A 24,171-nucleotide genomic window follows, 5' to 3' on the forward strand; every position below is an offset into this window, starting at 1 on the left:
GGCCCGCCCTCGCCCCGGCCCGGATTGCGCAAACTGTCGGTGGGTGGGTCTAGCGTTCGGGTCATGCAGCTGAAGATGATCACCATCGACTGCGCTGAGCCCCGTGACCTGGCGAAGTTCTGGACAGCCGCGCTCGGCACCACGGTCGCGAGCGACTACGAGGGCCACTTCGTGATGCTGGCCCCGTGGGACTCGTCCGGCGTCGCGCTCGGCCTGCAGCGCGTGCCCGACCCGGCCGGCGGGAAGAACAGAGTCCACATCGACATGCACACCGACGACCGGGCCGCGGCGGTCGACCGGCTGGTCGGGCTCGGCGCGGCGGTCGTGGGCGAGCAGAAGGTGCCGGGGCTGGCCTGGACCGTGCTGGCCGATCCGGCCGGGAACGTGTTCTGCGTCGGTGAGGAGCAACCGTGACCGGACTGCCTGGGTAAACTCCCCGGTCGTGCTCGTGCTGCTCCCGCCGTCGGAGACCAAGGCCGAGGGTGGTGACGGCCCCTCGCTCGACCTGTCCGCGCTGTCGTTCCCGGAACTGGAACCCGTGCGGGAGAAACTGGTGTCGGCTGTGGCCGATCTGGCCGGGGACGTCCCCGCCAGCCTGGCCGCACTGGGGCTGTCGGAGCGCCAGTCCGGGGAGGTGGCGCGGAACGCCGCGGTGCGCACGTCGCCGACAATGCCCGCCTTGTCGCGCTACACCGGCGTGCTCTACGACGCGTTGGACGTCAAGGGCATGAAACCGGCGGAACGCAAGCGCGCCGCCGGGCGGCTCGCGGTCGCGTCGGCGTTGTTCGGTCTGGTGCGCGCGGACGATCTCGTGCCCGCGTACCGGCTGTCGGCGTCGAGCACGATTCCCGGTGCCGGGCCGCTGGGCGCGCTGTGGCGCCCGGTGCTGGAGCCTGTCCTTGCCGGGCTTGGGGGTCTGGTGGTCGACATGCGCTCGGGGCCGTACGCGGGACTGGCCAGAATCCCCGGTGCGGTGACGGTCCGCGTGGTGAGCGAGCAGAGCGGCGGACGCAGGCTCGCGGTGACGCATTTCAACAAGGCGCACAAGGGCAAACTGGCCAGGGCGCTGGCGTGTGCGCCAGGCGAACCGGACACCCTGCGCAAGATGACAACCGTTGCGGCCAAAGCGGATCTCCGGCTCGAACAGACCGGGCCGAACGCGCTCGAGCTGGTGATCTGAGCGGGATTGCACCGCCACGAAGCGCACCGCGCGCACCCTTGCCGGACGGCCCTTCTCGCCTCGCATAGTTCGCTGCGTCACAGCCGGGACTAATCGGTTCGAGGCGCAGGTTGGCCTTCAGGTAAGCTGATCTCCTACGACTAGGAGCGGCCCACCATGGCCGCGGAGTTTCCCAATCCATGCGGCGCATTCGTGCGCCGGGCTCGTCCGGCTGGAAATACCCGCTTGGGACGTGCCACTTCCCGAGAGGTCTTCGTGTCACCGAAGTTCGACCAGTTGGGCTTGCCCCAGCCACTGCTTGCCGCCCTGTCCGAGGCCGGCATCAACGATCCCTTCCCCATCCAGGCCGCCACGCTGCCCGACGCCCTCGCGGGCCGGGACGTGCTCGGCCGGGCCCAGACCGGCTCGGGCAAGACCCTTGCCTTCGGCCTGGCCCTGTTGACGCAACTGGATGGCGGACGCGCCAAGCCGAAGCGGCCGCGCGCACTCATTCTCGTCCCGACGCGGGAACTGGCCCTCCAGGTCAGTGACGCGCTGTCGCCGCTGGCCCGCGCGCTCGGCCTCTGGTGCCGTGCGGCAGTCGGCGGTATGTCCTTCGTCAAGCAGGCCGAGGCGTTGCGCCGCGGTGTCGATCTGCTGATCGCCACGCCCGGACGGTTGTCCGACCACGTGCGCCAGGGCACCGTGACCCTGCACGACATCCGCTACACCGCGATCGACGAAGCCGACCAGATGGCGGACATGGGCTTCCTGCCGCAGGTCCGCGAGATCATGGACCAGACGGACCCGACGGGTCAGCGGCTGCTGTTCTCCGCGACTCTCGACGGCGACGTCGACCAGTTGATCAGGCAGTACATGAAGAACCCGGTCACCCACTCGGTCGCGCCCGCGACCGCCAGTGTGACCACAATGGACCACCACGTGCTGCTGGTTTCCCGTGAGGACAAGCCGAACGTGGTCGCCGAGATGGCCGCACGCGAAGGCCGCACGATCATGTTCGTGCGCACCAAGCACCACGTGGACCGGCTCGCGACCCGGCTGCGTTCGATCGGCGTGAACGCCGGCGCGCTGCACGGTGGCAAGGCCCAGGGGGCGCGCACCCGCGTGCTCACCGAGTTCAAGGACGGTCACACGCCCGTCCTGATCGCCACGGACGTCGCCGCGCGCGGCATCCACGTCGACGACGTCAGCCTGGTCGTGCACGTGGACCCGCCCGCGGACCCGAAGGACTACCTGCACCGTGCGGGCCGCACGGCGCGTGCGGGCCAGTCCGGCACCGTCGTCACGCTGATCACGCCCGACCAGCGCAACAGCGTCCGCCGGATGACCGACCGCGCGGGTGTCCGCGCCCGCAACCTCCGCGTCCGCCCCGGCGACGCCGAGCTGATCCGCATCACCGGCGCGCGCACGCCCAGTGGCGAGCCGGTTCCGGAGCGTGTGATCGAGCCTCGTCGTCCCAAGGGCCCCCGTTCGGGCGGTTTCAAGGGCAACGGCGGCGGTCACCGCAAGTTCAACGGCGAGCGGAAGTTCTCCGGCGAACGCAAGCGTGACGGCTCCGGTCAGGGTGCCAGCCGCCCGTTCCGCGGCAAGCGGGACAGCAACCGCGGTACCGGCCGCAAAGTCGGCGCTGAATAGCCCAGCAGTGCAGAACGGCGAAGCCCGGCCGGTTCGGCCGGGCTTCGCCGTTTCTCAGCCCAGTTCGGTCAGTCCGGCGACCGGGCCGATCACGATGATCGCGGGCGGCCGGATCCCCGCGGCGCGCACGTCGTCAGCCATCTTGTCCAAAGTGGACTTCACAACGCGCTGGGTTCGCGTGGTGGCCTCCTGGACGACCGCGGCCGGGGTATCGGCCGGACGGCCGCCGGCGAGCAACGCCTCGGCGAACTCACCGATCCGCTCGACTCCCATCAGCAGCACGATCGTGCCCCGCAGCCGCGCGAGCGCAGGCCAGTCCACAAGAGACAAATCAGAGCCGGGACCGACGTGCCCGGAGACCACGACGACCTCGTGCGCGACACCCCGGTGGGTGACCGGGACACCGGCCACCGCGGGCGCGGCGAACGCCGACGTCACCCCGGGTACCACGGTGACCGGGACACCGGCCTTGGCGCAGGCGATCAGCTCTTCGAAGCCGCGGCCGAAAACGTACGGGTCGCCCCCTTTCAGGCGGACCACGAACTTCCCGGCCAGCGCGTTCTCGACCAGGGCCTGGTTGATCACGTCCTGGCTCGCCGCGCGCCCGTAGGGGATCTTCGCGGCGTCGATCACCTCGACCTGCGGCGGCAACTCATCCAGCAACTCACGGGGCGCGAGCCGGTCCGCCACAACGACATCCGCACGCGCCAGCAACCGGCGGCCGCGAACCGTGATCAGGTCGGGGTCGCCGGGACCGCCGCCGACCAGTGCCACACCCGGCAGTTCGGTGGCCGTCGGCCGAGCCTCGATCCGGCCGGACCGCAGGGCGTCGAGCAGTTCGTCACGGACCGCTCCTGAGCGGCGGTACTCGCCGCCCGCGAGCACACCGACGAGCAGGCCGTCATGGTCACCGACCGCAGGCGTGACGGCGCTTCCCTCAGTGCCCGCGTCGGCACGCACACAGAACACGCGGACCTCTTCGGCCTCGGCCGAGACAGCCGCGTTGACGTCCGCGGCGGACGCACAACTGACCACGTACCAGGCGTCGGCGAGGTCGCCGTGCTGATACGACCGCTGGTGCCAGATGATCTCGCCGTTGTCCGCCATCGCCTGGACGGCCGGTGTCGCCTCAGGCGCCACCACCTCCACTCGTGCACCCGCGGACACGAGGCGGGGCAGGCGGCGTTGCGCGACCGTCCCCGCGCCGACGACGACGACCCGGCGACCAGTCAGCGACAGCCCGGCCAGGTAATGCGGCTCGTTGTGCATGCCGGACAGCATGCCTGGTCATCGCCATGACTCGCGTCACCGCTGCCATCGAATTCGTCACAAACACCCGCTAATGTGCGGGAAGTGAGCAACGACTTCGACACGCGCACACTGCCGCTGCGCAACGGCGGCATCGCGACCCTCGTGCGGGTGCCGTCCGAAGGCGCGGCCCGCGGCGCGATCCTCTACGTGCACGGCTTCGCCGACTACTTCTTCCAGCGGCACGTCGCCGAGCACTTCACCGCTCAGGGCTACGACTTCTACGCCGTCGACCTGCGTAACTGCGGTCGCTCACTGCGAGATGGCGATCTCCCGCACTTCATCCTGGACCTCACCACGTACTACGAGGAGCTGGACGCGGCTGCCGACGAGCTGCGCGAGGACGGTCACCTCCGGTTCACGGTGATGGCGCACTCCACGGGTGGGCTGATCACGCCGCTGTGGCTGGACGCGCGGCCGGCCCTGCCGGTCGACGGGCTGGTGCTCAACAGCCCGTGGTTCGAGCTGGCCGAGCCGTGGCTGGCCAGGACCGCCGGCACGTCCCTGATCAAGTCGTTCGGCAGCTTCTACCCGAAGCTGGCGCTGCGCGGCGGGCTCGGCGGCGTGTACGGCCAGAGCATCCACAAGGCCCACCACGGCGAGTGGGACTTCGACCTCAGGCTCAAGCCGCTCAACGCGTTCCCCGTCCTGGCAGGCTGGCTGCGGGCGATCAGGATCGGTCACGCGAAGCTGCAGGGCGGGCTGGACGTCGAGGTGCCGATCCTGGTCATGCACTCCAGCCGCAGCCTGCTGCGCACCAAGCAGTGGACGCCGGCGGCGATGACCGCCGACACCGTGCTGGACGTCGCCGACATGGTGCGGTTCGCGCCGAAACTCGGGCACGACGTCACGGTCGTGGAGATCGCGGACGGCATGCACGACCTGTTCCTGTCCGCCGAGGCGGTCCGGGAGAAGGCGTTGACCGAAGTCGACAGCTGGCTGGCCCGATAGAAAGCATATGCTTGGTTGGTCAGACTAGACCAACCCAGGGTTTATGATGTCTCCATGAGCGTGCAGGTGAACGTCTACGAGGCGAAGACACGCCTCTCCCAACTCCTTGACCAAGCGGTCCAGGGCGAGGACGTGGTCATCGCGCGCAACGGGACCCCGGTCGCCCGCCTGGTCCCGGTCCAGCGCCCCGCCGTGCGCCGCCAGCCGGGCGCCTGGCAAGGCAAAGGATGGATCGCGCCTGATTTCGACGAGACACCGGACGAGCTCATCGAGTTGTTCTCCGCGGGTGATCCAGCCCAGCCGAACTCATGATCCTTCTCGACACACATGTGCTGTTGTGGTGGTTTTTCAACGATCCGCACCTCACCCCGGGCATCGCCAGCCTGATCACGTCGAGCGACGATGTCGCGGTGTCGGCGGTGAGCGGCTTCGAGATTGTCACCAAGCAAGCGATTGGCAAGCTCGAAGCCCCCGACGACCTGGAAGCACAGGTGGAGCGATCGGGATTCACCGAGATTCCGGTCACCCTCCGGCACGGCGTTGAAGCGGGCAGGCTGCCGTCGCACCACAAGGATCCCTTCGACCGGCTGCTGATCGCTCAGGCACGGTGCGAGGGACTGACTCTCGTGACAGCCGACCGGGCGATGTCGGCCTACGACGTGCCCATCCTCCCTGCCGGGTGACTCAGCGCTTGCGCAGGCGCAGCGACGTCCAGCTGCCGTCCGACGTCCAGCCGCCGTCGACCGGCAGCGCGACGCCGTTGATGTACCCGGACAGGGCGGGATCGGCCAGGAACGCCACAGCCGACGCGATGTCGCCGGGCGCGGCGAAGCGTGCCATCGGGACCTGTCCGACGATGTCGTCATCGGTGTAACCACCGTCGGCCTGGTCGGCCACGTCCATCTCGGTCTTGACCCACGCGGGGCACACGGCGTTGACCCGCACTCCCCTGCCACCCCATTCCGCGGCCAGCGACCTGGTCAGGCCGATCAGGCCGTGCTTGCTCGTGCTGTACGCGGCGCGGTCGGAGAAGCCCTGCAAACCGGCCACGGAGGCGATGTTCACGATCGACCCGGCACCCGCGGCGAGCATGTCCCGGCCGAACTCCTGGCTGAGCAGGAAGGGACCGGTCAGGTTGACCTCCAGGACCCTGCGCCACTGCTCGACGGTCGTCTCCTCGGCCGGTTGAAGCAGCGACACGCCCGCGTTGTTCACGAGCACGTCGACACGACCGAACTCGTCACGGACACGCCGTGCCAAAGCAGCGACGTCCTCCGGGTTGCTGACGTCCCCGGCCACAGTCAGCGCACCGGATTCCTCGGGTTCACGCAGATCGGTGAGTACGGTCGCATAGCCACGTTCGGCCAGGGTCCGCGCGACCTGACGACCGATTCCTTGTGCGGCACCAGTGATCACAGCAACAGGTGTGGTCATGGGGTCATCCAACCAGGTTTGTCGAACCGGATTCGCCAGTTGTTGGCGTGGCCGTCACCGCCCCGGATTAGTGTCGTTACCCGTCGCAACTGACCTTGCACCCACCGCGAACAGGAGTGTCCACCTGTGGAACGTCGAGACTTCTTGAGAGTGGGAGTTGTCGGAGCCGCAGCCGCCGCGTTCGGCGGAGCATCCTGGCACGACGCCTTCGCCGCAACCGCACAACCGGGCCCAAGCCCGTACGGGCCACTACAAGCCGCGGACGCGAACGGCCTCATGCTGCCAAGCGGCTTCACCAGCCGAGTCGTCGCGCGCACAGGACAGCGCGTGACAGGCACGTCATACACCTGGCACCCCGCACCGGACGGCGGCGCGTGCTTCGCCGACGGCACGGGGTGGATCTACACGTCCAACAGCGAAGTCGCCATCACGGGAGGCGTCGGCTCCATCAAGTTCGACGCGAACGGCACCATCACCGGCGCCTACCGAACCCTCTCGGCGACGAACGTGAACTGCGCAGGCGGCGCGACTCCGTGGAACACCTGGCTGTCCTGCGAAGAAGTGGACCGGGGATATGTCTACGAAACAGACCCGTGGGGCGTGAAAGCAGCGGTCCGCCGCCCAGCGATGGGCCGCTTCAAACACGAAGCGTGCGCGGCCGACCCGGACAGGAAAGCGATATACCTGACGGAAGACGTGTCGGACGGCGCGTTCTACCGGTTCATCCCGTCGACATGGGGTGACCTGTCAGCGGGGCGGCTGGAAGTGATGATCGGCGCGACCTCGGCGACCAGCGGCCCGGTGACCTGGAAACCGGTCCCGGACCCAGCCGGTAGCTCAACGGCGACACGCAACCAAGTCACCGGCACGAAGCGCTTCAACGGCGGAGAAGGCTGCTACTACGCGGCAGGAGTCTGCTGGTTCACAACCAAGGGCGACAACCGCGTGTGGGCATATGACGCAGCCAACAGCTCCATCAGCCTCACGTACGACGACTCCTTGGTCAGCCCGGGCACACCTCCGCTGAGCGGCGTGGACAACGTGACAAGGTCCAGCACAGGAGACCTCTTCGTCGCGGAGGACGGCGGAAACATGGAGATCTGCATCATCACCCCGAACGCGATCGTCGCACCGTTCCTGAGGATCAACGGGCAAAGCAGCTCGGAGATCACCGGCCCGGCATTCAGCCCGAACGGCAAACGCCTGTACTTCTCGTCCCAGCGCGGGACATCGGGAAGCAGCAGCGGCGGAATCACCTACGAGGTGACAGGCCCCTTCCGGGTCTGACACTCAGAATCGCACGAGCAAGCGCTGAAGCGGCCGTCGTGGGTGCTCCTGTCCATCAGGCATGAGCACCTGCGCCGGCAAGGGCGAACACCTACACCGGAAGAACCTCGAACGCAACGGCAAGCCGCCCGCCGAACCGTTCCCCTGCCTCCCGCGCGGAATCACGAAGAAAAGTACCGGCATCGGACATCGGCCCGTCGCCCAAGCCTTCCAGGTAGGCCCGATGGGCCTCGAGAGAAGCAACCCCACGGTCCAAACTGGACTCGACGGCCACCGCGTGGGTCGCCTCGGTCACCCCAGCCACAGCAACCCAGCGGACACCGTTCCACGGCTCAAGGCCCAGCTCCGGAAAGATCCACCGGTTGCCGGCATCCCCCACGGCGTCGAGCAGCGCCTCGCCGACGTTGCGGTGGTCCGGCGAGTTCCGGCTCCCGTTCGACCACGAAGCGGCGTGGTTGAGCGTGACCACCAGCTCCGGCCGGTGCCGGCGAATCGCCGCGGCGAGATCCCTGCGCAGGGGCAAGCCGTACTCGATCACGCCGTCCCGGTGGTCCAGGAACTCCACTTCGGACACACCAACGATCCGCGCTGCCTCGATCTGCTCGCGTTCCCGCAACGGACCGCATTCCTGCGGCGTTATCCCGTCGATCCCCGCTTCACCCCGGCTGGCGAGCACGTAGACGAAGGACTTCCCGTCGTCCACCCACCGTGCGATCGCCGCCGAAGCGCCGTACTCCAGGTCATCCGGGTGCGCCACGACCGCGAGACCACGCTCCCAGTCACTCGGCATCGGCTCGTAGTCGGCTGCCATCGTCAACTGCTCCTACGCGGACGGGTCGTCTTCTTCGCCGGCGCCTTGGCCGTTGTCTTCGCAGCCGTCTTGGCCGCCTGCTTCGCAGGCGCCTTCGCGGCGGAGGCAGTGCTCGCCGGTTTCTTCGCCTGTGCCGTCACGGATTTGGTCGGGGTGCTGGCCGCTGCCGCGGCTTTCGGCTGCGCCGGCTTCGGTTCGGGCACCACCGCCGTGACACGACGCGGCTTCTCTTCCTCCACCGGCTTGTCCGGCTCAGTCGCCGTGACCGGGCGGTTGGTTTCCGCGCGCCAGCTGGAGCGGCTACGAGTCCGCGACCAGCGCGCCACACTTTCCGGGCGCCGGGGCGTTTCACCGGCTGGGCGTGCCGTCCTGCCCGCGCGGACCGCGCCGCCGACGAGGAACAGGGTGTGCCGCCAGAGCCGGTGCTGCTTCACCGTCGCGACGAGTTCGCCGATCGTCGTGCGGACCACTGTCTCGTCCGGCCAGCTCACCTTGTACGCGGCCACGACCGGGGTCGCGTCGTCGTAACCTCCCGCGCGCAGGGCGTCCGCGAGCTCCGCCGCGCGCGCGGCCGGGACGAGCACGGCCATCGTCGTGCCGAACTGGGCGTATTCCTTGATCTGCGCCAGATCGGGCATGCCGGTGGTTTCCTGGCCCGCGATGATCACCGAGTCGGCGAAGTCGGGCTCGGTCAAGGACACGCCGACTGACACGGCTGCCGCCGACATGGGCGACACACCGGCGACGACGTCGGCGGGCAGTCCAACCCGGGCGCAGATGTCCAACTGCGCGCGCAGGGCGCCCCACGTGGCCGGGTCGCCGGGGAACAGGCGTGTCACACGCAGCTTGTCCCGTACCGCCCGCCGGTACACCTCGACGATCTCGTCGTCGCCCAGCCGGGCCAGGTCGATCAGTTCGGCCCCGGGTTTCGTGTTCTCACGCACCCATCCGGCTTCGATGACGCTCGGCGTCCACAACACCACGTCGGCCTCGCCGATCCGGCGAGCGCCCCGAACGGTGATCAGATCCGTGGCCCCCGGACCCGCTCCGACAAAGCTGATTCCTGCGCTCACCCGGCGACCGTACCGTGACGCTTCCCACCTCCCTTGCTCACCCCGGCCACGCGCGATGCGACACTGCAGTCTGTGACAGCAACGGGCGAGCAGGTCTTCGACTGGATCGACACACGCGCGGACGAACGCCGCCGAGCGGGTCTGACCAGGCAACTCCGCCCGCGCAGGGCTGACGACGCGGTGCTCGACCTCGCCGGGAACGACTACCTCGGGCTCAGCAGGGACAAGCGCGTGAACGGTGCCGCAGCAGCAGCCGCGCTGCGCTGGGGCGCCGGTTCGACCGGTTCGCGGTTGGTCACGGGCACGACCGAGCTGCACACCGAACTGGAGCACGCGCTGGCGTCCTTCTGTGGCGCACAAGCGGCTTTGGTGTTCTCGTCCGGTTTCGCGGCGAACCTCGGCGCGATCACGGCGCTGTCCGGAAAAGGTTCGGCAATCGTTACCGACGCGTACATCCACGCCTCCCTGATCGACGGGTGCCGGCTCTCACGTGCGGATATCGCGGTGATGGACCACGGTGACGCGAACGCGATCAAGCGCGCCCTCGCGACCAGGCGCACCGAGCACGCGTTGGTCGTCACCGATTCGGTGTTCTCAGTAGACGGAGACCTGGCGCCGCTGCCCGAACTGGCCGAGGCGTGCCGCGAGCACAACGCGGGCCTGCTGATCGACGACGCGCACGGTTTCGGCGTGCTCGGCGACGGGGGCCGCGGCGCGGTCGCGGAAGCCGGTTTGATCAAGGAACCCAACGTCGTCACCACCATCACGTTGTCGAAATCCCTTGGCGCGCAAGGCGGTGCGGTGCTCGGTCCGCGTCGCGTGATCCGGCACCTCGTGGAGACCGCGCGGACGTTCATCTTCGACACCGGCCTGGCCCCGGCCAGCGTGGCCGCGGCGCTGTCCGCGTTGAACGTGCTCAAGGAGGAGCCCGAGCGCGCGGAGCGGGTCAGGACCAACGCGATGACGCTGGCGATGCGCTTGCGGGAAGCCGGTTTCCGCGTCTCCAAGCCGGACGCCGCGGTGATCTCGGTCCAGGCACCGACGCCGGCGGCCGCGTCGGAGTGGGCCGAGGAGTGCCGGGGCGCCGGGGTGTGGGTCGGCTGCTTCCGCCCGCCGTCGGTGCCGGACAAGATCTCGCGGCTGCGGCTGACCGTGCGCGCGGACCTGACCGAGTCCGACATCGACAAGGCCGTGGACATCATCACCCGCTGCGCCCCGCCCGGCGCCACCCAGAAGTGATCCGTTCAGAGGTGTGTGGCGTAGTAGCCCAGCGAACGGTTGTACCGGGGCAGGTGCTTGGCCAGCGCTGCCAGCGCCAGCCCGGCGGCTTCCCGTTCACGGCCGGTGTCCACCAGCGCGAGCGCCAGGAAGGCGTCCAGCGCGTCGTCCAGCGTCGCCACGGACTCGTCCGGGTCTGACCGGCCGCGCTCGGCCGTCAGCAACGCCACGCTTTCCTCGGGACGGCCGAGGTTGCGCAGCGTGCTGGCCAGCTGGATCAAGGCACGGCGCCGCCGGTAGCCGCTCAAGCCGGATTCGAGCGCTTCGCGGTAGAGGGGCTCGGCCAGCTCGGGCCGTCCGGTCGAATCGTTCGCACACGCCAGCTCGAACGCACCGACTGGACTGTCCGGCGGCAGTTCGCCTGCCAGCGCCTCGATCCGGGCCCTGAAATCGGCATCGTCACGGCCGTCCTGCGCCGCCCAGAGCGCGGCGAGGCGGTCCTCCCAGTCCTGTGTCGTCGTCACCCGACAAGGGTGCCAAGCCGCGGCGTGGACCGCAGCTGTTCCATGATCTCCTTGTAGTACGCCATCACGCGCGTGTAGACGCCGGGCTTGTTCGCCAGCGCGCAGCCCTCGCCCCACGAGGAGATGCCCAGCAGCCTGCCGTGCGCGACCATCGGCCCACCGGAGTCACCCTGGCAGCCGTCGATCCCACCTTGGGCGTAACCCGCGCACACCATCGAGGCCGGGTTGAACTTGCCGAACGACTGCTTGCAGCTCTCGTCGGACACGAGCGGCACGTCCGCTCTGAGCAGGTACTGCGAGGTCTGCCCGCCCGACGAGGTCCTGCCCCAGCCGAGGATCGTCGCCATGGTGTTCGGCTCGTACGCCCACTGGTCGTCCGGCGTGGCGATCGGCAACGGCGCGTAATTGGCGTTCATCCGCTTGCTGAGCGTCAGCACGGCCACGTCGTGGCCCTTCAGCGCGTCCGTGTAGCTCGGGTGCACCCAGATATGCCTGACCTGCACCATGACGCCCGCGTTCGTGGCTTTCTTGTCGTCGCGCCCGGCGACCACGTAGACGTTGCCGGGCGTCTCCTGCTCGCCCTTGACGCAGTGCGCGGCGGTGACGACCTTCTCGCTCGTGGCCAGCGTGCCACCGCAGAACTGGAAACCGTCCTGCTGCGCGAGGTACACGGCGTACGGGTAGTCCTGCGTGCTCGCTCTCGTCCCGCCGACGATCCGGACGTCGGCCGACGCGGGCACCGCTGCCGCGACCAGACCGGCCAGGAGACACACCACCGCCAGCGCGCGGCCCATTCTGATTTTCTCCCCCATGGCGTGCTCCCTCCGACTCCCACTGAGACGTGGTCAACGTTATGTGAGAAGAGATCAACGCGCTGTCACTGAATCGGGTGGAGTTCATCCGTGATTAGCTGGACCCGTGCGTACCCTGTTGGTGATCTTGTTGCTGGTGGCCGGATGCGGCGCGCAACCGGCGGCGCAGCCCACCGCGCGACCGGCGCCGGCATCGCTCACGCCAAGCGGAACTCCGGTCACCACAACGGAAAAAGCCACACCGGCGACCACATCGACGAGCGCGGCGGCCAAGCCGGTCTGGCAGGTCGGCAAGAACCCGCTGCCGAAACGGGCCGACGGATTCGGCGAGATCAGGCCGACACCGCCCGAACTGGTGAATCGGTCATTGCCGACAAAGGACGTGCTACCGCCACCGGCGGACGGCGAGTACAAATCCACCGTCACGCCCATCCCGCCGGACGTGCTGGCGCGCAGCACGTGGCAGGCGGGGTGCCCGGTCGGCAAGGACGACCTGCGGTACCTCACGATGTCGTTCTGGGGCTTCGACGGCCGTCCGCACACCGGCGAGATGATCGTCAACACGAAGGTCGCCCAGCAGGTCACGGCCGTGTTCGGCAAGCTGTACGAAGCGAGGTTCCCGATCGAGGAGATGCGCGTGACCGCGCCTGCCGAGCTGACCGCGCCACCGACCGGGGACGGCAACTCCACGAGCGCGTTCGTCTGCCGGCCCGCACGCGGCCAGACGACGTGGTCGGCACACGCGTACGGCCTGGCGATCGACGTCAACTCGTTCTGCAACCCGTACAGCAAAGGCGAGCTCGTGCTGCCCGAGCTCGCCTCCGCCTACCTGGACCGCGGGAGAGCCCGGCCCGGGATGATCCGGGCCGGTGACGTCGCCGAGCGCGCGTTCACCGCGATCGGCTGGACCTGGGGCGGCACGTGGCGCACGCCCAGGGACCTGATGCACTTCTCGGCTACAGGTACCTAGCTCTTGTCGCCGCCGGTGCCGCCGTTGTTGCCCTCGTTGCTCTGCTCGCCGTCCGACGGGCGGCGGCGGAAGCCGCTGAAGACCTTGTCCGCGACACCGGACAGCGCGCCGCCGACGTCGCTGAAGACCTTCACCAGCGGGTCGCTGGAGTTGTTCCACGCGTCCTTGTACGACTTGGCCGCACCCTGGATGTCCTCGTTCAGCGGGTTGCCGTCGTCCTCGGCGTCACGGCGCTTGTAGTCGCCGGTGAGGATCGCGCGGTACTCCTCCGACGCGGCCCAGCGCTGCAGCTGCGAGGCGCGGACGACCGCGAACGGGTGCGTCTGCTGCTCGACGGCCAGCAGCTTGATGATGCTGTCGCGGATGTCCTCGACCTCTTCGTACTCCTTGGCCTGCTCGAGGAAGGCGGGGATGTCGATCTGCGAGAGGTCGGTCGCGCCCGCGAGGTACATGTGCGCGCGCAGCGAGGCCTGCGGGTCCTGGCCGACGAGCAGGCCGGCGCGGTCGCAGCTCAGCTCGGCCTTGCGCTGCCACTCGTAGAGGGCCGCGATGACCGCGCGCAGGCCGATGACGCCGAGCGGCACCCACGCGACCGAGCGCTGCAGCTTCAGCAGCCGGTCGAGCAGCGTGAGCAGCACCGCGTGACCGGACAGCACGTGCCCCATCTCGTGACCGATCACGAACCGCAGCGCCTCGGTGTCGAACAGCTCGACCAGGCCGGAGGACACCACGATGAACGGCTCGTCGATACCCCTGGTCTGCGCGATGACGCGCGGGTCACGGGCGACGTACAGCTTGGGGACCTGCTGGAGGTCCAGGATCTCGGCGGCCTCGTTGCGGATCCGGTCGATGACCGGGTACTGCGAGGGGCCGACCCGCACGTGGGAAGCCACTGCCATCAGACGCTCGGCGCGCTCGTTGAACAACGCGTTGAGGGTCTTGAGCACGTCGGCGACACCGGGCACGGAGCGCAACGTGGCCATCGCGCCCTTGTCGGCCGGGTGTTCGTAGGCGCGTGGACTGATTCCGGGGAATCGGACGCGCGGTGACGACTGTTGGACGTCGGATTCAGTCACGGTGGTAAACCTCTCCCTGTGGTTAACGCCAACGTACGCGGAAACGGACAACGAGGGAGCCGGCTGGACCGCATACCCGGCAAAGACCAGGGTTGTCCCTGACACCCACATCAGTGAGCCCACTACCGGAGGTAGCAAACATGAGCCTGGAGCGCCCTGTCACGCCCGACCCCTACGACCTGTTGCCGGCCGTGCGGTCGTTCACGGTGTCGTCGAACGACGTGACCGGCGGCCAGCTGCTTGGCGATGCGCAGGTGTTCGACGGCGGCAACACGTCGCCGCAGCTGAGCTGGTCCGGTTTCCCGTCGGACACCAAGAGCTTCGTGGTGACCTGCTTCGACCCGGACGCGCCGACCCCCTCGGGCTTCTGGCACTGGCTGGCCATCGACATCCCCGTGACGGTGACGTCGCTGGACACCGGCGCCGGTGAGAGCGACACCACGCTGCCGGAAGGCGCGTTCCACACGCGCAACGACTTCGGCAACCACAAGTTCGACGGCGCCGCACCGCCCGCCGGTGACCAGGTGCACCGGTACTACTTCGTGGTGCACGCCGTCGACCAGGAGAAACTCGGTGTCGACGAGAGCGCGTCGGCCGCGTACGTGAGCTTCAACCTCGCGTTCCACACGCTGGCCCGGGCGATCGTCGTGCCCACTTACCGGCACTGAACCTCCCCGGCGGCAGGAACATTGCCGGGGCCGGTGCTGTTGACTGTCACTGTGCGGACCTTTGATCTGGTGATAGTCGGTACCGGCTCCGGCAATTCCATCCTCGACCAGCGGTTCAGGGACTGGAATGTGGCCATTGTGGAGAAGGGCGTCTTCGGTGGCACGTGCCTGAACGTCGGCTGCATCCCGACGAAGATGTTCGTGCACACCGCGGACCTGGCCGCCACGCCCGCCGCGAGCGCGCGGCTCGGCGTCGACTCCACGTTGGACGGCGTGCGCTGGGCCGACATCCGCGACCGGATCTTCGGGCGGATCGACCCGATCGCCGCGGGTGGCCGTGAGTACCGCCGCCACCACGAGGACAACGCCAACGTCACCGTCTTCGAGGGCACCGGCACGTTCACCGCGCCGAAGGTCCTCGAGGTGACGCTGCCGGACGGCACCAGCGAGACGATCACCGCGCCGAAGTTCGTGCTGGCCGCGGGTGGGCGCGCGGTCGTCCCGGACATTCCCGGCCTGGCCGACGTGGGCTACGAGACCAGCGACACGGTCATGCGGTTGGACAAGCTGCCCAAGCGGCTGACCATCCTCGGCAGCGGGTTCGTCGCGGCCGAGTTCGCGCACGTGTTCTCGTCCTATGGTGTCGACGTCACGGTGATCGCCCGCTCCGGCGCGTTGCTGCGCGGTGAGGACGAGGAGATCTCCACGCGGTTCACCGAGCTGGCCGCCGAGCGGTGGGACGTGCGGCTGGACCGCAAGACCGTGCGCGCCGAACGCGACGGTGACGTGGTCAAGCTGCACCTGGAGGGCCCGTCCGGCGCCGAGACCGTCGAATCCGACGTCCTGCTCGTGGCGATCGGCCGCACGCCGAACTCGGACATCCTCGGCACCACGGCCGGTGGCATCGCGACCGCGCCGGGCGGCCACGTCGTCGTCGACGAGTACCAGCAGACCACATTGGACGGTGTGTACGCGCTGGGCGACATCAGCTCGCCGTACGAGCTCAAGCACGTGGCCAACCACGAGGCCAGGATCGTGCAGCACAACCTCCTGCACCCGGAGGACCGCAAGACCTCGGACCACCGGTTCGTGCCGCACGCGGTGTTCACGTCGCCGCAGATCGCGTCGGTCGGGCTGACCGAACGGGAAGCCGCCGCGAGCCACCAGCGTCACGTGGTGGCCGTGCAGCACTACTCGGACATCGCGTACGGCTGGGCGATGGAGGACACCACCGGGTTCGTGAAGCTGCTGGCCGACCCGGCGACCGGGCAGTTGCTCGGCGCGCACATCATGGGGCCGCAGGCGGCGAGCGTGATCCAGCCGCTGATCCAGGCGATGAGCTTCGGCCTGCCCGCGCACGAGATGGCACGCGGCCAGTACTGGATCCACCCCGGCATGCCGGAAGTGGTGGAGAACGCGCTGCTCAAGTTCGAACTGGAGTAAAGAGATCAACCTTTTCGCCCTCCCCGGCGTGTACGGACCGGTCAGTAGCCGATCGACTCCGGGGAGTGCCATACCGTGTGGGGCTGGACACGCAGGACCTTGTACGCCTTGCTCTTCCTGTCGCTCGCCGCACCACTGATCGCGTTCCGCTACTGCTACTCGTTATGGGACGTGCCCGACCCCGCGCAGATCGCCGCGGGCCAGAACCAGACCATCCGGCTGTACTACTCCGACGGCGTGACCGAGCTGGCCAGGATCTCGCCGAAGAGCGGCAACCGCTCGTCCGTGCGGTTCCAGGACATCCCCGAGCACGTGCAGCGGGCGGTGCTGGCCGCGGAGGACAACAGCTACTGGGACAACTCCGGGTTCGACGTCACCGGGATCATGCGGGCGGTGTGGAACAACGTGACCGGCGCGTCCGGCGGCGGCTCCACCATCACCCAGCAGTACGTCAAGAAGGCGACCGGCAACGAGCAGCTCTCCTTCGGCCGCAAGTGGCGCGAAATGGTGCTCGCCAAGAAGATGGCCGACACCTACGCCAAGAAGGACCTGCTCACCGCGTACCTCAACACTGTCTACTTCGGACGTGGCGCGAACGGGATCCAGGCCGCGGCGCAGGCGTACTTCGGCAAGGACGTGCAGCGGCTGGACGTGTCCGAGGCCGCGCTGCTCGCCGGGGTGATCCAGCGGCCGACGTACTGGGACCCGGACGTGGACAAGGAGAACGCCGAGCGGCGGTGGGGTTTCGTCCTCGACCAGATGGTCGCGCAGGGCTGGCTGGCCGGCCGCGAGTCGCTGCGGTTCCCGGCGACCCTGCCGAGGGACGCGACACCGGGTTCGGCCCGGATGCAGATCCAGAACCAGGTGCTCGCCGAACTGGAGGAGCTCGCCGACCTCCGCCGGGACGAGCTGCACCAGCGCGGCTATCGCGTGATCACCACGATCGACCGGGACGCCCAGACCAGCGCCGAGCAGACGGTGTCCACAGTCATGGCAGGCCAGCCAGACACGGTACGCGCGGCTCTCGTGGCCATCGATCCCCGATCCGGTGGCGTGCTGGCGTACCACGGCGGTGGCAACGGGATCGGCCTGGACTACGCGCAGTCCCCGCAGGAGGCGGGCACCACGTTCGGCACTTTCGTCGCCGTGGCGGCACTGCGGCTCGGCTTCCGGCTGGACACGCCGTTGGACGGTGGTTCGTCACGCATGGTCGACGGCATTCCGTTCCGAAACCCCGCCGGTGTGCGGTGTTCGCCGTGTGACGTCCGTGATTCCCTGCAGCGCCAGGTGAACACGGCTTCGGCCGCGTTGACGTCCAAGATCGGCACCGCGGCGGTCGCCGACGCCGCGTACCAGCTCGGTATCCCCCATGAGCTGCGCGGAAAGCCCACGCTCACGGAAGCCGCGGGCAAGCAGCCCGACACGAGGATCGCGGTCGGCTCGGGCGCGACACGGGTTCGCACGCTCGACATGGCACACGCCTACGCCACGCTCGCCGCCGATGGTGTGCGCACCAGCCCGCACTTCGTCAGCCAGGTCCAGGACATCGAGGGCAACAACCGCTACAACGCGACACTCTCGGCGACGCAGGTGATGCCGCCGAAGGTCGCGGCCGCGGTGACGGCCAACCTGCCCCAGGTCCCGCTCGCCAACGGGCAGGCCGCAGCCATCAGGCCGGGCGTCCGGGCGTACGGCGACGAAGGCGCGACCGCGAAGGCGTGGATGACCGGCTACACCAGGGACATCGCGACCGCCGTGTGGATCGGCGCGGACAAGGTCATGCCGTTGAAGAACAAGGAAGGCAAGGACATCACCGCATTGGGTGAACCGGCCACGATGTGGCGCGCGGTGATGGAGGCATATCGCGGCGGCAAGGTCCACGCCTCGCAGACGCCCGATCCCGCTGCCCGGCCCAGCCCGCCGACGCGGTAGATCCGCGACGGGCCGCCTTCACGGAAGGCGGCCCGCACGGGGGTGTCAGTCGATGATGGTGCTGTTGGTGATCAGCTGCTGCAGCGGGTTGCCGGTCGGGGCGTTGGTGCAGTTGCCCGTCTTGACGCCGTCCGGCACGTCGGTGAGGAACACACCGCTGCCGCACATCTGGATCGGCGCCACGCTGACGTTGCTGATCAGCGGCGAGTCGCCGTCGAAACCGCTGAGCACGTCCTCGTCGTGGTCCGCGAACGCGGGACCGGCCTGGCACAGCATGGCGGCCACGAAGGCACCGAGCACAACAAAACGCCTCTTCGCAGGCATGAGAAACCTTTCACAACGACAAATCGGGGACAACAGGGACGGATCGGCGGCACCCACGATCCGCATCGCACGGGAAAACAGTACCCATACGCGCGTCGCCACCAAAACCATTAAGCAATTGTTCACTCGACCGAGAAAACTGCGAACACGCATCGTGAACACTGAACTGGGAAAATGCGAACGAGCCCGCCCGAAACACCACCGGATCGGGTAACAGGCGCGAATGAAGCGAGCGGGACCGGCAACCCGGTCCCGCTCGCGGACTTGCTGTCTGGTATGTGTTTGTCAGCCGTTGTTGCTCACGACAACGGTGTTGCCGTCGCCGTTGTTGGTCACAGATGTGCTGTTGTGGTCGCTGCTGTTCGCAACGACGGTGGTGCTGTTGCCGGTACCGCTATTGCTGACTGCGGTGCCGTTGGCGTTGCTGCCGTTGTTGCTCACAACAGTCGTGGACCCGGTGGCGTGAGCGTTGGACACTGCTGTGTCGTTGCCGTTGCTCGCGTTGTTGCTCACCACCGTCGTCGTGTGGTCGGCGTCGTGGTTGTCAACCGCCGTGTTGTTGTGGTGGGCGTCGTTGTTGCTCACGACAGCCGTGTTGTGGCTGGAACCGGCGTTGTGGACGCCGGTGTTGTTGCCGTTGGCATCGTCGTTGCTGACCACGACGTCGTTGTGGTCGGCGTGGTCGTTCGCCACGGCCGTGTCATTGCCGTGGGCGTCGGAGTTGCCGACCGAGACGGAGTTGTTGTCCGCGTGGTGGTTGCCCACGGCGGTGTTGTTGCCGTTGGCGTGCGAGTTGCTGACGCCTACCGCGTTGTGGTCGGCGTGCTCGTTGCCGACAGCGGTGTCGTTGCCGTTGGCGTGGTGATTGCCGACGCCGGTCAAGTTCGAGTTGGAGTGGTCGTTGCCGACAGCGGTGTTGTTGTGGTTGGCGTGGCTGTTGCCGACCGCGGTGGTGTTGTCGTCGGAGTGCGCGTTCTGGACCGCCGTGTTGTTGTGGTTGGCGTTCGAGTTGACGACCTTGATCTTGTTGGCGTTGGCGAGCAGGTTCGCGATCTTGATGTGGTTGGCGTTGCCGTTCAGGTTGCTGACCACAGCATCGTTGTGACCGGGTTTGCCGGCTGTCGTCGCCGCATGCGCCGTGCCCATCCCCGGCAGAGCCAATGCGCCGATCAGAACAGCTCGCGCCGCCCATCGATTGATGATCACCGAATGCTCCTTGTTCTCAATTTCACGAGTGGCGCTCTGCCACCGCCAAGCGCCCGCACTCAAGGTAGAACAGAATCAGATCCACGGTCGGGTGGATTCACATACCCCCTGGCGGTCTCGTCAAAACCGCAGTTCATGTCAATTTCACACTCGTCGATACCGGAATTGACCGGCCCAGACGGTCGTGACATTCACGCTCAAGGAGGCTAACGGCCGCCCGTTCGGCGCAATCAGCCCGCACAACGAGTCATATGTAGAACGCGCAATATGGCCATGCCGCAATACGAAAGTCCGGTGGCCGCACAGCAACAGCCACCGGACGGGTGTTTCCTCATTCGCGTCGGCGTGTCACCCCATGAGCTGGTCGATCGCGCGGTAGATGCGCTTCTCCGACACCGCGTACGCGGTCTTGATGGACTGCGCGAAGTAGCTCAGCCGCAGTTCCTCGATCATCCAGCGGATCCGGCGCGCCTCCGGGCTGTCGGGCAGTTCCCGGTAGGCCTGCCACACGTCCTGCGCGATCTGGGCCCACTCCAGGTCGCGGTCGGGGCGTTCGGGCAGCTTGTCGAGCCGCAGCTCGATGCCGCGCAGATAACGGACCAGGCTGGGCAGCTGGTCGTAGCCGGTCGCGGTGACGAACCCGCGGTAGACCAGCCGGGACAGCTGCTGGCGGATGTCGTGCAGCGACGGCTCGATCCGTTTGCCGCCCATGGCCGACAGCCGCGTCTGCACCGAGTTGTACGCCGCGAGCGCGGCCTGGACCTGGTTCACCGCTTCCAGGACAGTCGGGTTCAACTGCGTGCGCACCTTGTCCTGCAACGCTTTGAACGCCTCGGCGGTCCACGCGACGCCACCCGCGTCCGCGACGATCTTGTCCACCGCGCACGCGATGCAGTCGTCGAAGAAGTCCTGCATGTCGCGGTGCGGATTCGCCGACAACGCCAGCTTCGCCGTGTTGCTCATCCGACCGAGGACGTACTTCAACGGCGACGCCGTGTTCAACAGCAGCAGCCGTCGCGTGCCCTGCCACATGGACGCGCGCTGCTCGGCCTCCGTCTCGAACATCCGGACGTCCACAGCTGTCACCGCGTCGACCAAAGCGGGATACGCGGTCACGGTGAAACCGTGCTGCTCCTGCCGGAGCATCTTCGGCAGCGTGCCGATCTCCCAGGTCCGCAGGCCCTTGCGTTCGATCTCCCCCGCCGCCGACGACAGCGTCTCGCGCATCTTGGGCTGCAGGCGGCGCTTGAGGTCGCCGAGGTCCTTGCCCTCAGCCAGCAGCTTGCGGCGCTCGTCCACGACGCGGTACGTCACCCGCAGGTGGTCGGGGACCTTGCTCAGGTCCCAGTCCGCGCGGGCGACCGCGATCCCGGACAGCGCCTTGATCTGGCGTTCCACCACGTCCAGCAGGGACTCTTCGCCCAGGTCGGTGATCCGGTGCAGGATCGCCTTGGCCCAGTCCGGCGCCGGTACGAAGTTGCGGCGCACCTGTTTGGGCAGGGACTTCAGCAGCGCGGTGATGATCTCCTCGCGCAGCCCCGGCACCTGCCAGGCGAACCCGTCCGCACTCACCTGGTTGAGCACGGGCAACGGGATGTGCGCGGTGACTCCGTCGTCCTTGCGGCCCGGTTCGAACTGGTACGACAGCCGCATGGTGAGGCCGTCGCGCTCCCAGTCGTCCGGGAACGCCTGCGGAGTCACGGTCTTCGCGTTGGCGTTGAGCAGCATCTCGGTCGGGAACGTCAGCAGCTCCGGCTGCTCACCGCGAGTCTTCTTCCACCACGTGTCGAAGTGCCGCCCCGACACGACGTCCTTGCCGATCCGCTGGTCGTAGAAGTCGAACAGCGTCTCGTCGTCGACCAGCAGGTCACGCCGCCGCGCCCGGTTCTCCAGCTCCTCGACCTCGGTCAGCAGCTTGCGGTTGTCGTGGAAGAACTTGTGCCGCGTCTCCCAGTCGCCCTCGACCAGCGCGCTGCGGATGAACATCTCCCTGGACAGCTCCGGGTCGATCCGGCCGTAGTTGACCTTCCGGTTCGCCACGATCGGGATGCCGTACAGCGTCACGCGTTCAGTCGCCATCACAGCGCCTTGCTTGCGTTCCCAATGGGGTTCGCTGTAGGTGCGCTTCACCAGGTGCGTGGCCAGCGGCTCGACCCAGTCCGGCTCGATCCGCGCCGCGATCCGGCCCCACAACCGGGACGTCTCGACGAGTTCGGCCGCCATCACCCACTGCGGCGGCTTCTTGAACAGCGCCGATCCGGGGAACACCGCGAACCTGGCGCCTCGCGCGCCGATGTAGTCCTGTTTCTGCGGGTCACGCAGGCCGACGTGCGACAGCAGACCCGCGAGCAGCGACTGGTGCACGCGGACCGCGTCGACCTCGCCGCCGGGCGACGGCGGTTTGACGTCCATCACCTGGCGCAGCTGCGAATAGATGTCCTGCCACTCGCGGACACGCAGGTAGTTGAGGAACTCCGCCTTGCACAGCTTGCGGAACCGGTTGCCGGACAACTCCTTCTGCTTGTCCCGCAGGTACTCCCAGAGGTTCAGGTACGACAGGAAGTCCGAAGTCTTGTCGACGAACCGGGCGTGTGACTGCTGCGCCTGCTCCTGCTTGTCCTGCGGCCGTTCCCGCGGGTCCTGAATGGACAGAGCGGCGGTGATCACCATGACCTCGTGCACGCAGCCGTTGCGGTCCGCGGCGAGCACCATCCGGGCGAGCCTGGGGTCGACGGGCAGCTGCGCGAGCTTGCGGCCCAGCTGCGTCAACCCGGACGGCTCCAGCGCACCCAGCTCCTGCAGCAGGTTCACGCCGTCGGCGATGTTGCGCTTGTCCGGCGGGTCGATGAAGGGGAACGCCGCGATGTCGCCGAGGCCCGCCGCGGTCATCTGCAGGATGACAGACGCGAGGTTGGTGCGCAGGATCTCCGGGTCGGTGAACTCCGGCCGCGCGTCGAAGTCGTCTGGCGTGTAGAGCCGGACGCAGATGCCTTCGGAGACCCGCCCGCAGCGGCCTTTGCGCTGGTTGGCCGACGCCTGCGAGACCGCCTCGATGGGCAGCCGCTGGACCTTCAACCGGTTGCTGTACCGGGAGATCCGCGCGGTGCCCGGGTCGATCACGTACTTGATGCCCGGCACGGTCAACGACGTCTCGGCCACGTTCGTGGCCAGCACGATCCGCCTGCCGCGGTGCGACTGGAACACTCGGTGCTGCTCGGCGAACGACAGCCGGGCGTACAGCGGCAGGATCTCGGTGTTCTTCAGGTCCTGTTTCGTGAGCGCTTCGGCGGTGTCGCGGATCTCGCGTTCGCCGCTGAGGAACACCAGGATGTCGCCGGGGCCCTCGGCGGCGAGCTCGTCCACCGCGTCGAGGATGGCCTGGGTCTGGTCGCGGTCCTCGTCGGCGTCCGGGTCGTCCGGGTCGATGACCGGCCGGTAGCGGACCTCGACGGGGTAGGTCCGGCCGGAGACCTCGACGATCGGCGCGTCGCCGAAGTGCCGGGAGAACCGCTCCGGGTCGATCGTCGCCGAGGTGATGATCACCTTCAGGTCGGGGCGCTTGGGCAGCAGCTGCTTGACGTACCCGAGGATGAAGTCGATGTTGAGGCTGCGTTCGTGCGCCTCGTCGATGATCAGCGTGTCGTACTGGGACAGCATCCGGTCGGACTGGATCTCGGCGAGCAGGATGCCGTCGGTCATCAGCTTGACCGCTGTGCTGTCGCTGATCTGGTCGTTGAACCGGACCTTGTAGCCGACCGTGGCGCCCAGCTCGATGCCGAGCTCCTCGGCGATGCGCTCGGCGACCGTGCGCGCGGCCAGCCTGCGCGGCTGCGTGTGGCCGATCGTGCCGCGGACACCGCGGCCGAGTTCGAGGCAGATCTTCGGCAGCTGCGTGGTCTTGCCCGACCCTGTCTCGCCGGCGACGATCACCACCTGGTGGTCGCGGACCGCGGCGAGGATCTCGTCGCGCCGCTGGCTGACCGGCAGCTGGTCGGGATACGTGATCTCGGGCATGGCTGTGCGCCGCGCGTCGACCTTCAGCTCGGCCGAGGTGATGTCGGCGGCGATCTGCTCGAGCGCGGCGGTGCGGGCTTCTGGCGTGCGGACCTTTCGGACGCCTTCGAGGCGGCGGCCCAGCCTGCGCTCGTCACGCAGGGTCAGAGCCGGCAGCCGCTGCGCCAAATCGGCGAGCGTCGAATCCTTTGGTGGGGTACCCATCTCGACTACCAGGATAAGCAACGGCCGCGATCAGCACCCGCGGATTAAAAACCGACCGGCCCTACGCGAAACGCAGGATGAGATGGCAGTCTGTTCATTCG

At 68.0% G+C, this 24,171-nt stretch carries 22 protein-coding genes; 12 read left to right on the top strand and 10 right to left on the bottom strand.

The window, feature by feature from the left end:
- Positions 1–63 precede the first annotated feature (63 nt).
- From AOZ06_RS44365 to AOZ06_RS44375, 3 genes are all read left to right on the top strand, one after another.
- Positions 64–414, top strand: a complete 351-nt coding sequence (locus tag AOZ06_RS44365; RefSeq protein ID WP_054294854.1) for a VOC family protein — start codon at positions 64–66, stop codon at positions 412–414.
- Positions 415–442: 28 nt separating this feature from the next.
- Entirely contained in the window at positions 443–1,180 is a 738-nt protein-coding gene (gene yaaA, locus AOZ06_RS44370; RefSeq protein ID WP_054294855.1) for a peroxide stress protein YaaA, read from the top strand.
- Positions 1,181–1,336: 156 nt separating this feature from the next.
- Positions 1,337–2,815 (top strand): DEAD/DEAH box helicase, encoded by a 1,479-nt coding sequence (locus tag AOZ06_RS44375; RefSeq protein ID WP_054294856.1) that lies wholly within the window; start codon positions 1,337–1,339, stop codon positions 2,813–2,815.
- A 54-nt stretch (positions 2,816–2,869) separates the two neighbouring features.
- Here the strand turns inward: AOZ06_RS44375 and cobA are convergent, their stop codons facing one another.
- Entirely contained in the window at positions 2,870–4,084 is a 1,215-nt protein-coding gene (gene cobA, locus AOZ06_RS44380) for a uroporphyrinogen-III C-methyltransferase (RefSeq protein WP_054297381.1), read from the bottom strand.
- 84 nt (positions 4,085–4,168) lie between these two features.
- Here cobA and AOZ06_RS44385 point away from each other — a divergent pair, with 84 nt between their 5' ends.
- From AOZ06_RS44385 to AOZ06_RS44395, 3 genes are read left to right on the top strand one after another with little or no spacing between them, the layout of a single operon-like run.
- A complete protein-coding gene (locus tag AOZ06_RS44385) occupies positions 4,169–5,074 on the top strand; it encodes an alpha/beta hydrolase (RefSeq protein WP_236951936.1) in 906 nt (301 codons plus the stop codon).
- A gap of 54 nt (positions 5,075–5,128) precedes the next feature.
- Complete coding sequence (locus tag AOZ06_RS44390) at positions 5,129–5,386, top strand: type II toxin-antitoxin system Phd/YefM family antitoxin (RefSeq protein ID WP_054294857.1); 258 nt, start codon at positions 5,129–5,131, stop codon at positions 5,384–5,386.
- Entirely contained in the window at positions 5,383–5,757 is a 375-nt protein-coding gene (locus AOZ06_RS44395) for a type II toxin-antitoxin system VapC family toxin (RefSeq protein ID WP_054294858.1), read from the top strand. The genes AOZ06_RS44390 and AOZ06_RS44395 overlap by 4 nt, the downstream gene beginning before the upstream one ends.
- A 1-nt stretch (position 5,758) precedes the next feature.
- On the opposite strand, the gene AOZ06_RS44400 is transcribed toward AOZ06_RS44395, so the two are convergent.
- Positions 5,759–6,508, bottom strand: coding sequence for an SDR family NAD(P)-dependent oxidoreductase (locus AOZ06_RS44400; RefSeq protein WP_054294859.1), 750 nt, complete (start codon positions 6,506–6,508; stop codon positions 5,759–5,761).
- Positions 6,509–6,634: 126 nt separating this feature from the next.
- On the opposite strand from AOZ06_RS44400, the gene AOZ06_RS44405 reads away from it, so the two are divergent.
- Positions 6,635–7,795 (top strand): alkaline phosphatase PhoX, encoded by a 1,161-nt coding sequence (locus AOZ06_RS44405; protein ID WP_054294860.1) that lies wholly within the window; start codon positions 6,635–6,637, stop codon positions 7,793–7,795.
- A 91-nt stretch (positions 7,796–7,886) separates the two neighbouring features.
- Here the strand turns inward: AOZ06_RS44405 and AOZ06_RS44410 are convergent, their stop codons facing one another.
- Entirely contained in the window at positions 7,887–8,606 is a 720-nt protein-coding gene (locus tag AOZ06_RS44410) for a PIG-L deacetylase family protein (protein ID WP_054294861.1), read from the bottom strand.
- 2 nt (positions 8,607–8,608) lie between these two features.
- Positions 8,609–9,679 carry a cobalt-precorrin-4/precorrin-4 C(11)-methyltransferase gene (locus AOZ06_RS44415; RefSeq protein WP_054294862.1) on the bottom strand — a complete coding sequence of 357 codons (1,071 nt, stop codon included), beginning with the start codon at positions 9,677–9,679 and terminating at the stop codon, positions 8,609–8,611.
- A gap of 72 nt (positions 9,680–9,751) precedes the next feature.
- On the opposite strand from AOZ06_RS44415, the gene AOZ06_RS44420 reads away from it, so the two are divergent.
- On the top strand, positions 9,752–10,918 hold the full coding sequence (locus AOZ06_RS44420; protein WP_236951937.1) for an 8-amino-7-oxononanoate synthase: 1,167 nt from the start codon (positions 9,752–9,754) through the stop codon (positions 10,916–10,918).
- A gap of 5 nt (positions 10,919–10,923) precedes the next feature.
- Here the strand turns inward: AOZ06_RS44420 and AOZ06_RS44425 are convergent, their stop codons facing one another.
- Positions 10,924–11,421, bottom strand: a complete 498-nt coding sequence (locus AOZ06_RS44425; protein WP_054294863.1) for a tetratricopeptide repeat protein — start codon at positions 11,419–11,421, stop codon at positions 10,924–10,926.
- Positions 11,418–12,233 carry a S1 family peptidase gene (locus AOZ06_RS44430; protein ID WP_054294864.1) on the bottom strand — a complete coding sequence of 272 codons (816 nt, stop codon included), beginning with the start codon at positions 12,231–12,233 and terminating at the stop codon, positions 11,418–11,420. The genes AOZ06_RS44425 and AOZ06_RS44430 overlap by 4 nt, the downstream gene beginning before the upstream one ends.
- Before the next feature lie 115 nt (positions 12,234–12,348).
- Here AOZ06_RS44430 and AOZ06_RS44435 point away from each other — a divergent pair, with 115 nt between their 5' ends.
- The gene (locus tag AOZ06_RS44435) at positions 12,349–13,203 is read left to right on the top strand and encodes a M15 family metallopeptidase (protein ID WP_157233919.1); all 855 of its coding nucleotides are present in this window, start codon (positions 12,349–12,351) and stop codon (positions 13,201–13,203) included.
- On the opposite strand, the gene AOZ06_RS44440 is transcribed toward AOZ06_RS44435, so the two are convergent.
- Positions 13,200–14,279, bottom strand: coding sequence for a M48 family metallopeptidase (locus tag AOZ06_RS44440; protein ID WP_054294865.1), 1,080 nt, complete (start codon positions 14,277–14,279; stop codon positions 13,200–13,202). The two genes, AOZ06_RS44435 and AOZ06_RS44440, sit on opposite strands and share 4 nt — an antisense overlap.
- A gap of 140 nt (positions 14,280–14,419) precedes the next feature.
- Between AOZ06_RS44440 and AOZ06_RS44445 the strand changes: the two genes are divergently transcribed.
- From AOZ06_RS44445 to AOZ06_RS44455, 3 genes are all read left to right on the top strand, one after another.
- The gene (locus tag AOZ06_RS44445; protein WP_054294866.1) at positions 14,420–14,947 is read left to right on the top strand and encodes a YbhB/YbcL family Raf kinase inhibitor-like protein; all 528 of its coding nucleotides are present in this window, start codon (positions 14,420–14,422) and stop codon (positions 14,945–14,947) included.
- Between the two features lie 51 nt (positions 14,948–14,998).
- Positions 14,999–16,390, top strand: coding sequence for a mycothione reductase (locus AOZ06_RS44450; protein WP_054297385.1), 1,392 nt, complete (start codon positions 14,999–15,001; stop codon positions 16,388–16,390).
- Between the two features lie 75 nt (positions 16,391–16,465).
- Complete coding sequence (locus AOZ06_RS44455; RefSeq protein WP_083472341.1) at positions 16,466–18,322, top strand: transglycosylase domain-containing protein; 1,857 nt, start codon at positions 16,466–16,468, stop codon at positions 18,320–18,322.
- A 45-nt stretch (positions 18,323–18,367) separates the two neighbouring features.
- Here AOZ06_RS44455 and AOZ06_RS44460 read toward each other — a convergent pair whose 3' ends face one another.
- From AOZ06_RS44460 to hrpA, 3 genes are all read right to left on the bottom strand, one after another.
- The gene (locus AOZ06_RS44460) at positions 18,368–18,646 is read right to left on the bottom strand and encodes a hypothetical protein (protein WP_157233585.1); all 279 of its coding nucleotides are present in this window, start codon (positions 18,644–18,646) and stop codon (positions 18,368–18,370) included.
- A 285-nt stretch (positions 18,647–18,931) separates the two neighbouring features.
- Complete coding sequence (locus tag AOZ06_RS44465; protein WP_157233586.1) at positions 18,932–19,852, bottom strand: serine-rich family protein; 921 nt, start codon at positions 19,850–19,852, stop codon at positions 18,932–18,934.
- A 348-nt stretch (positions 19,853–20,200) separates the two neighbouring features.
- The gene (gene hrpA, locus AOZ06_RS44470; protein ID WP_083472342.1) at positions 20,201–24,070 is read right to left on the bottom strand and encodes an ATP-dependent RNA helicase HrpA; all 3,870 of its coding nucleotides are present in this window, start codon (positions 24,068–24,070) and stop codon (positions 20,201–20,203) included.
- Positions 24,071–24,171: the final 101 nt, after the last annotated feature.

The organism is Kibdelosporangium phytohabitans (assembly GCF_001302585.1).
Taxonomy (GTDB): domain Bacteria; phylum Actinomycetota; class Actinomycetes; order Mycobacteriales; family Pseudonocardiaceae; genus Kibdelosporangium; species Kibdelosporangium phytohabitans.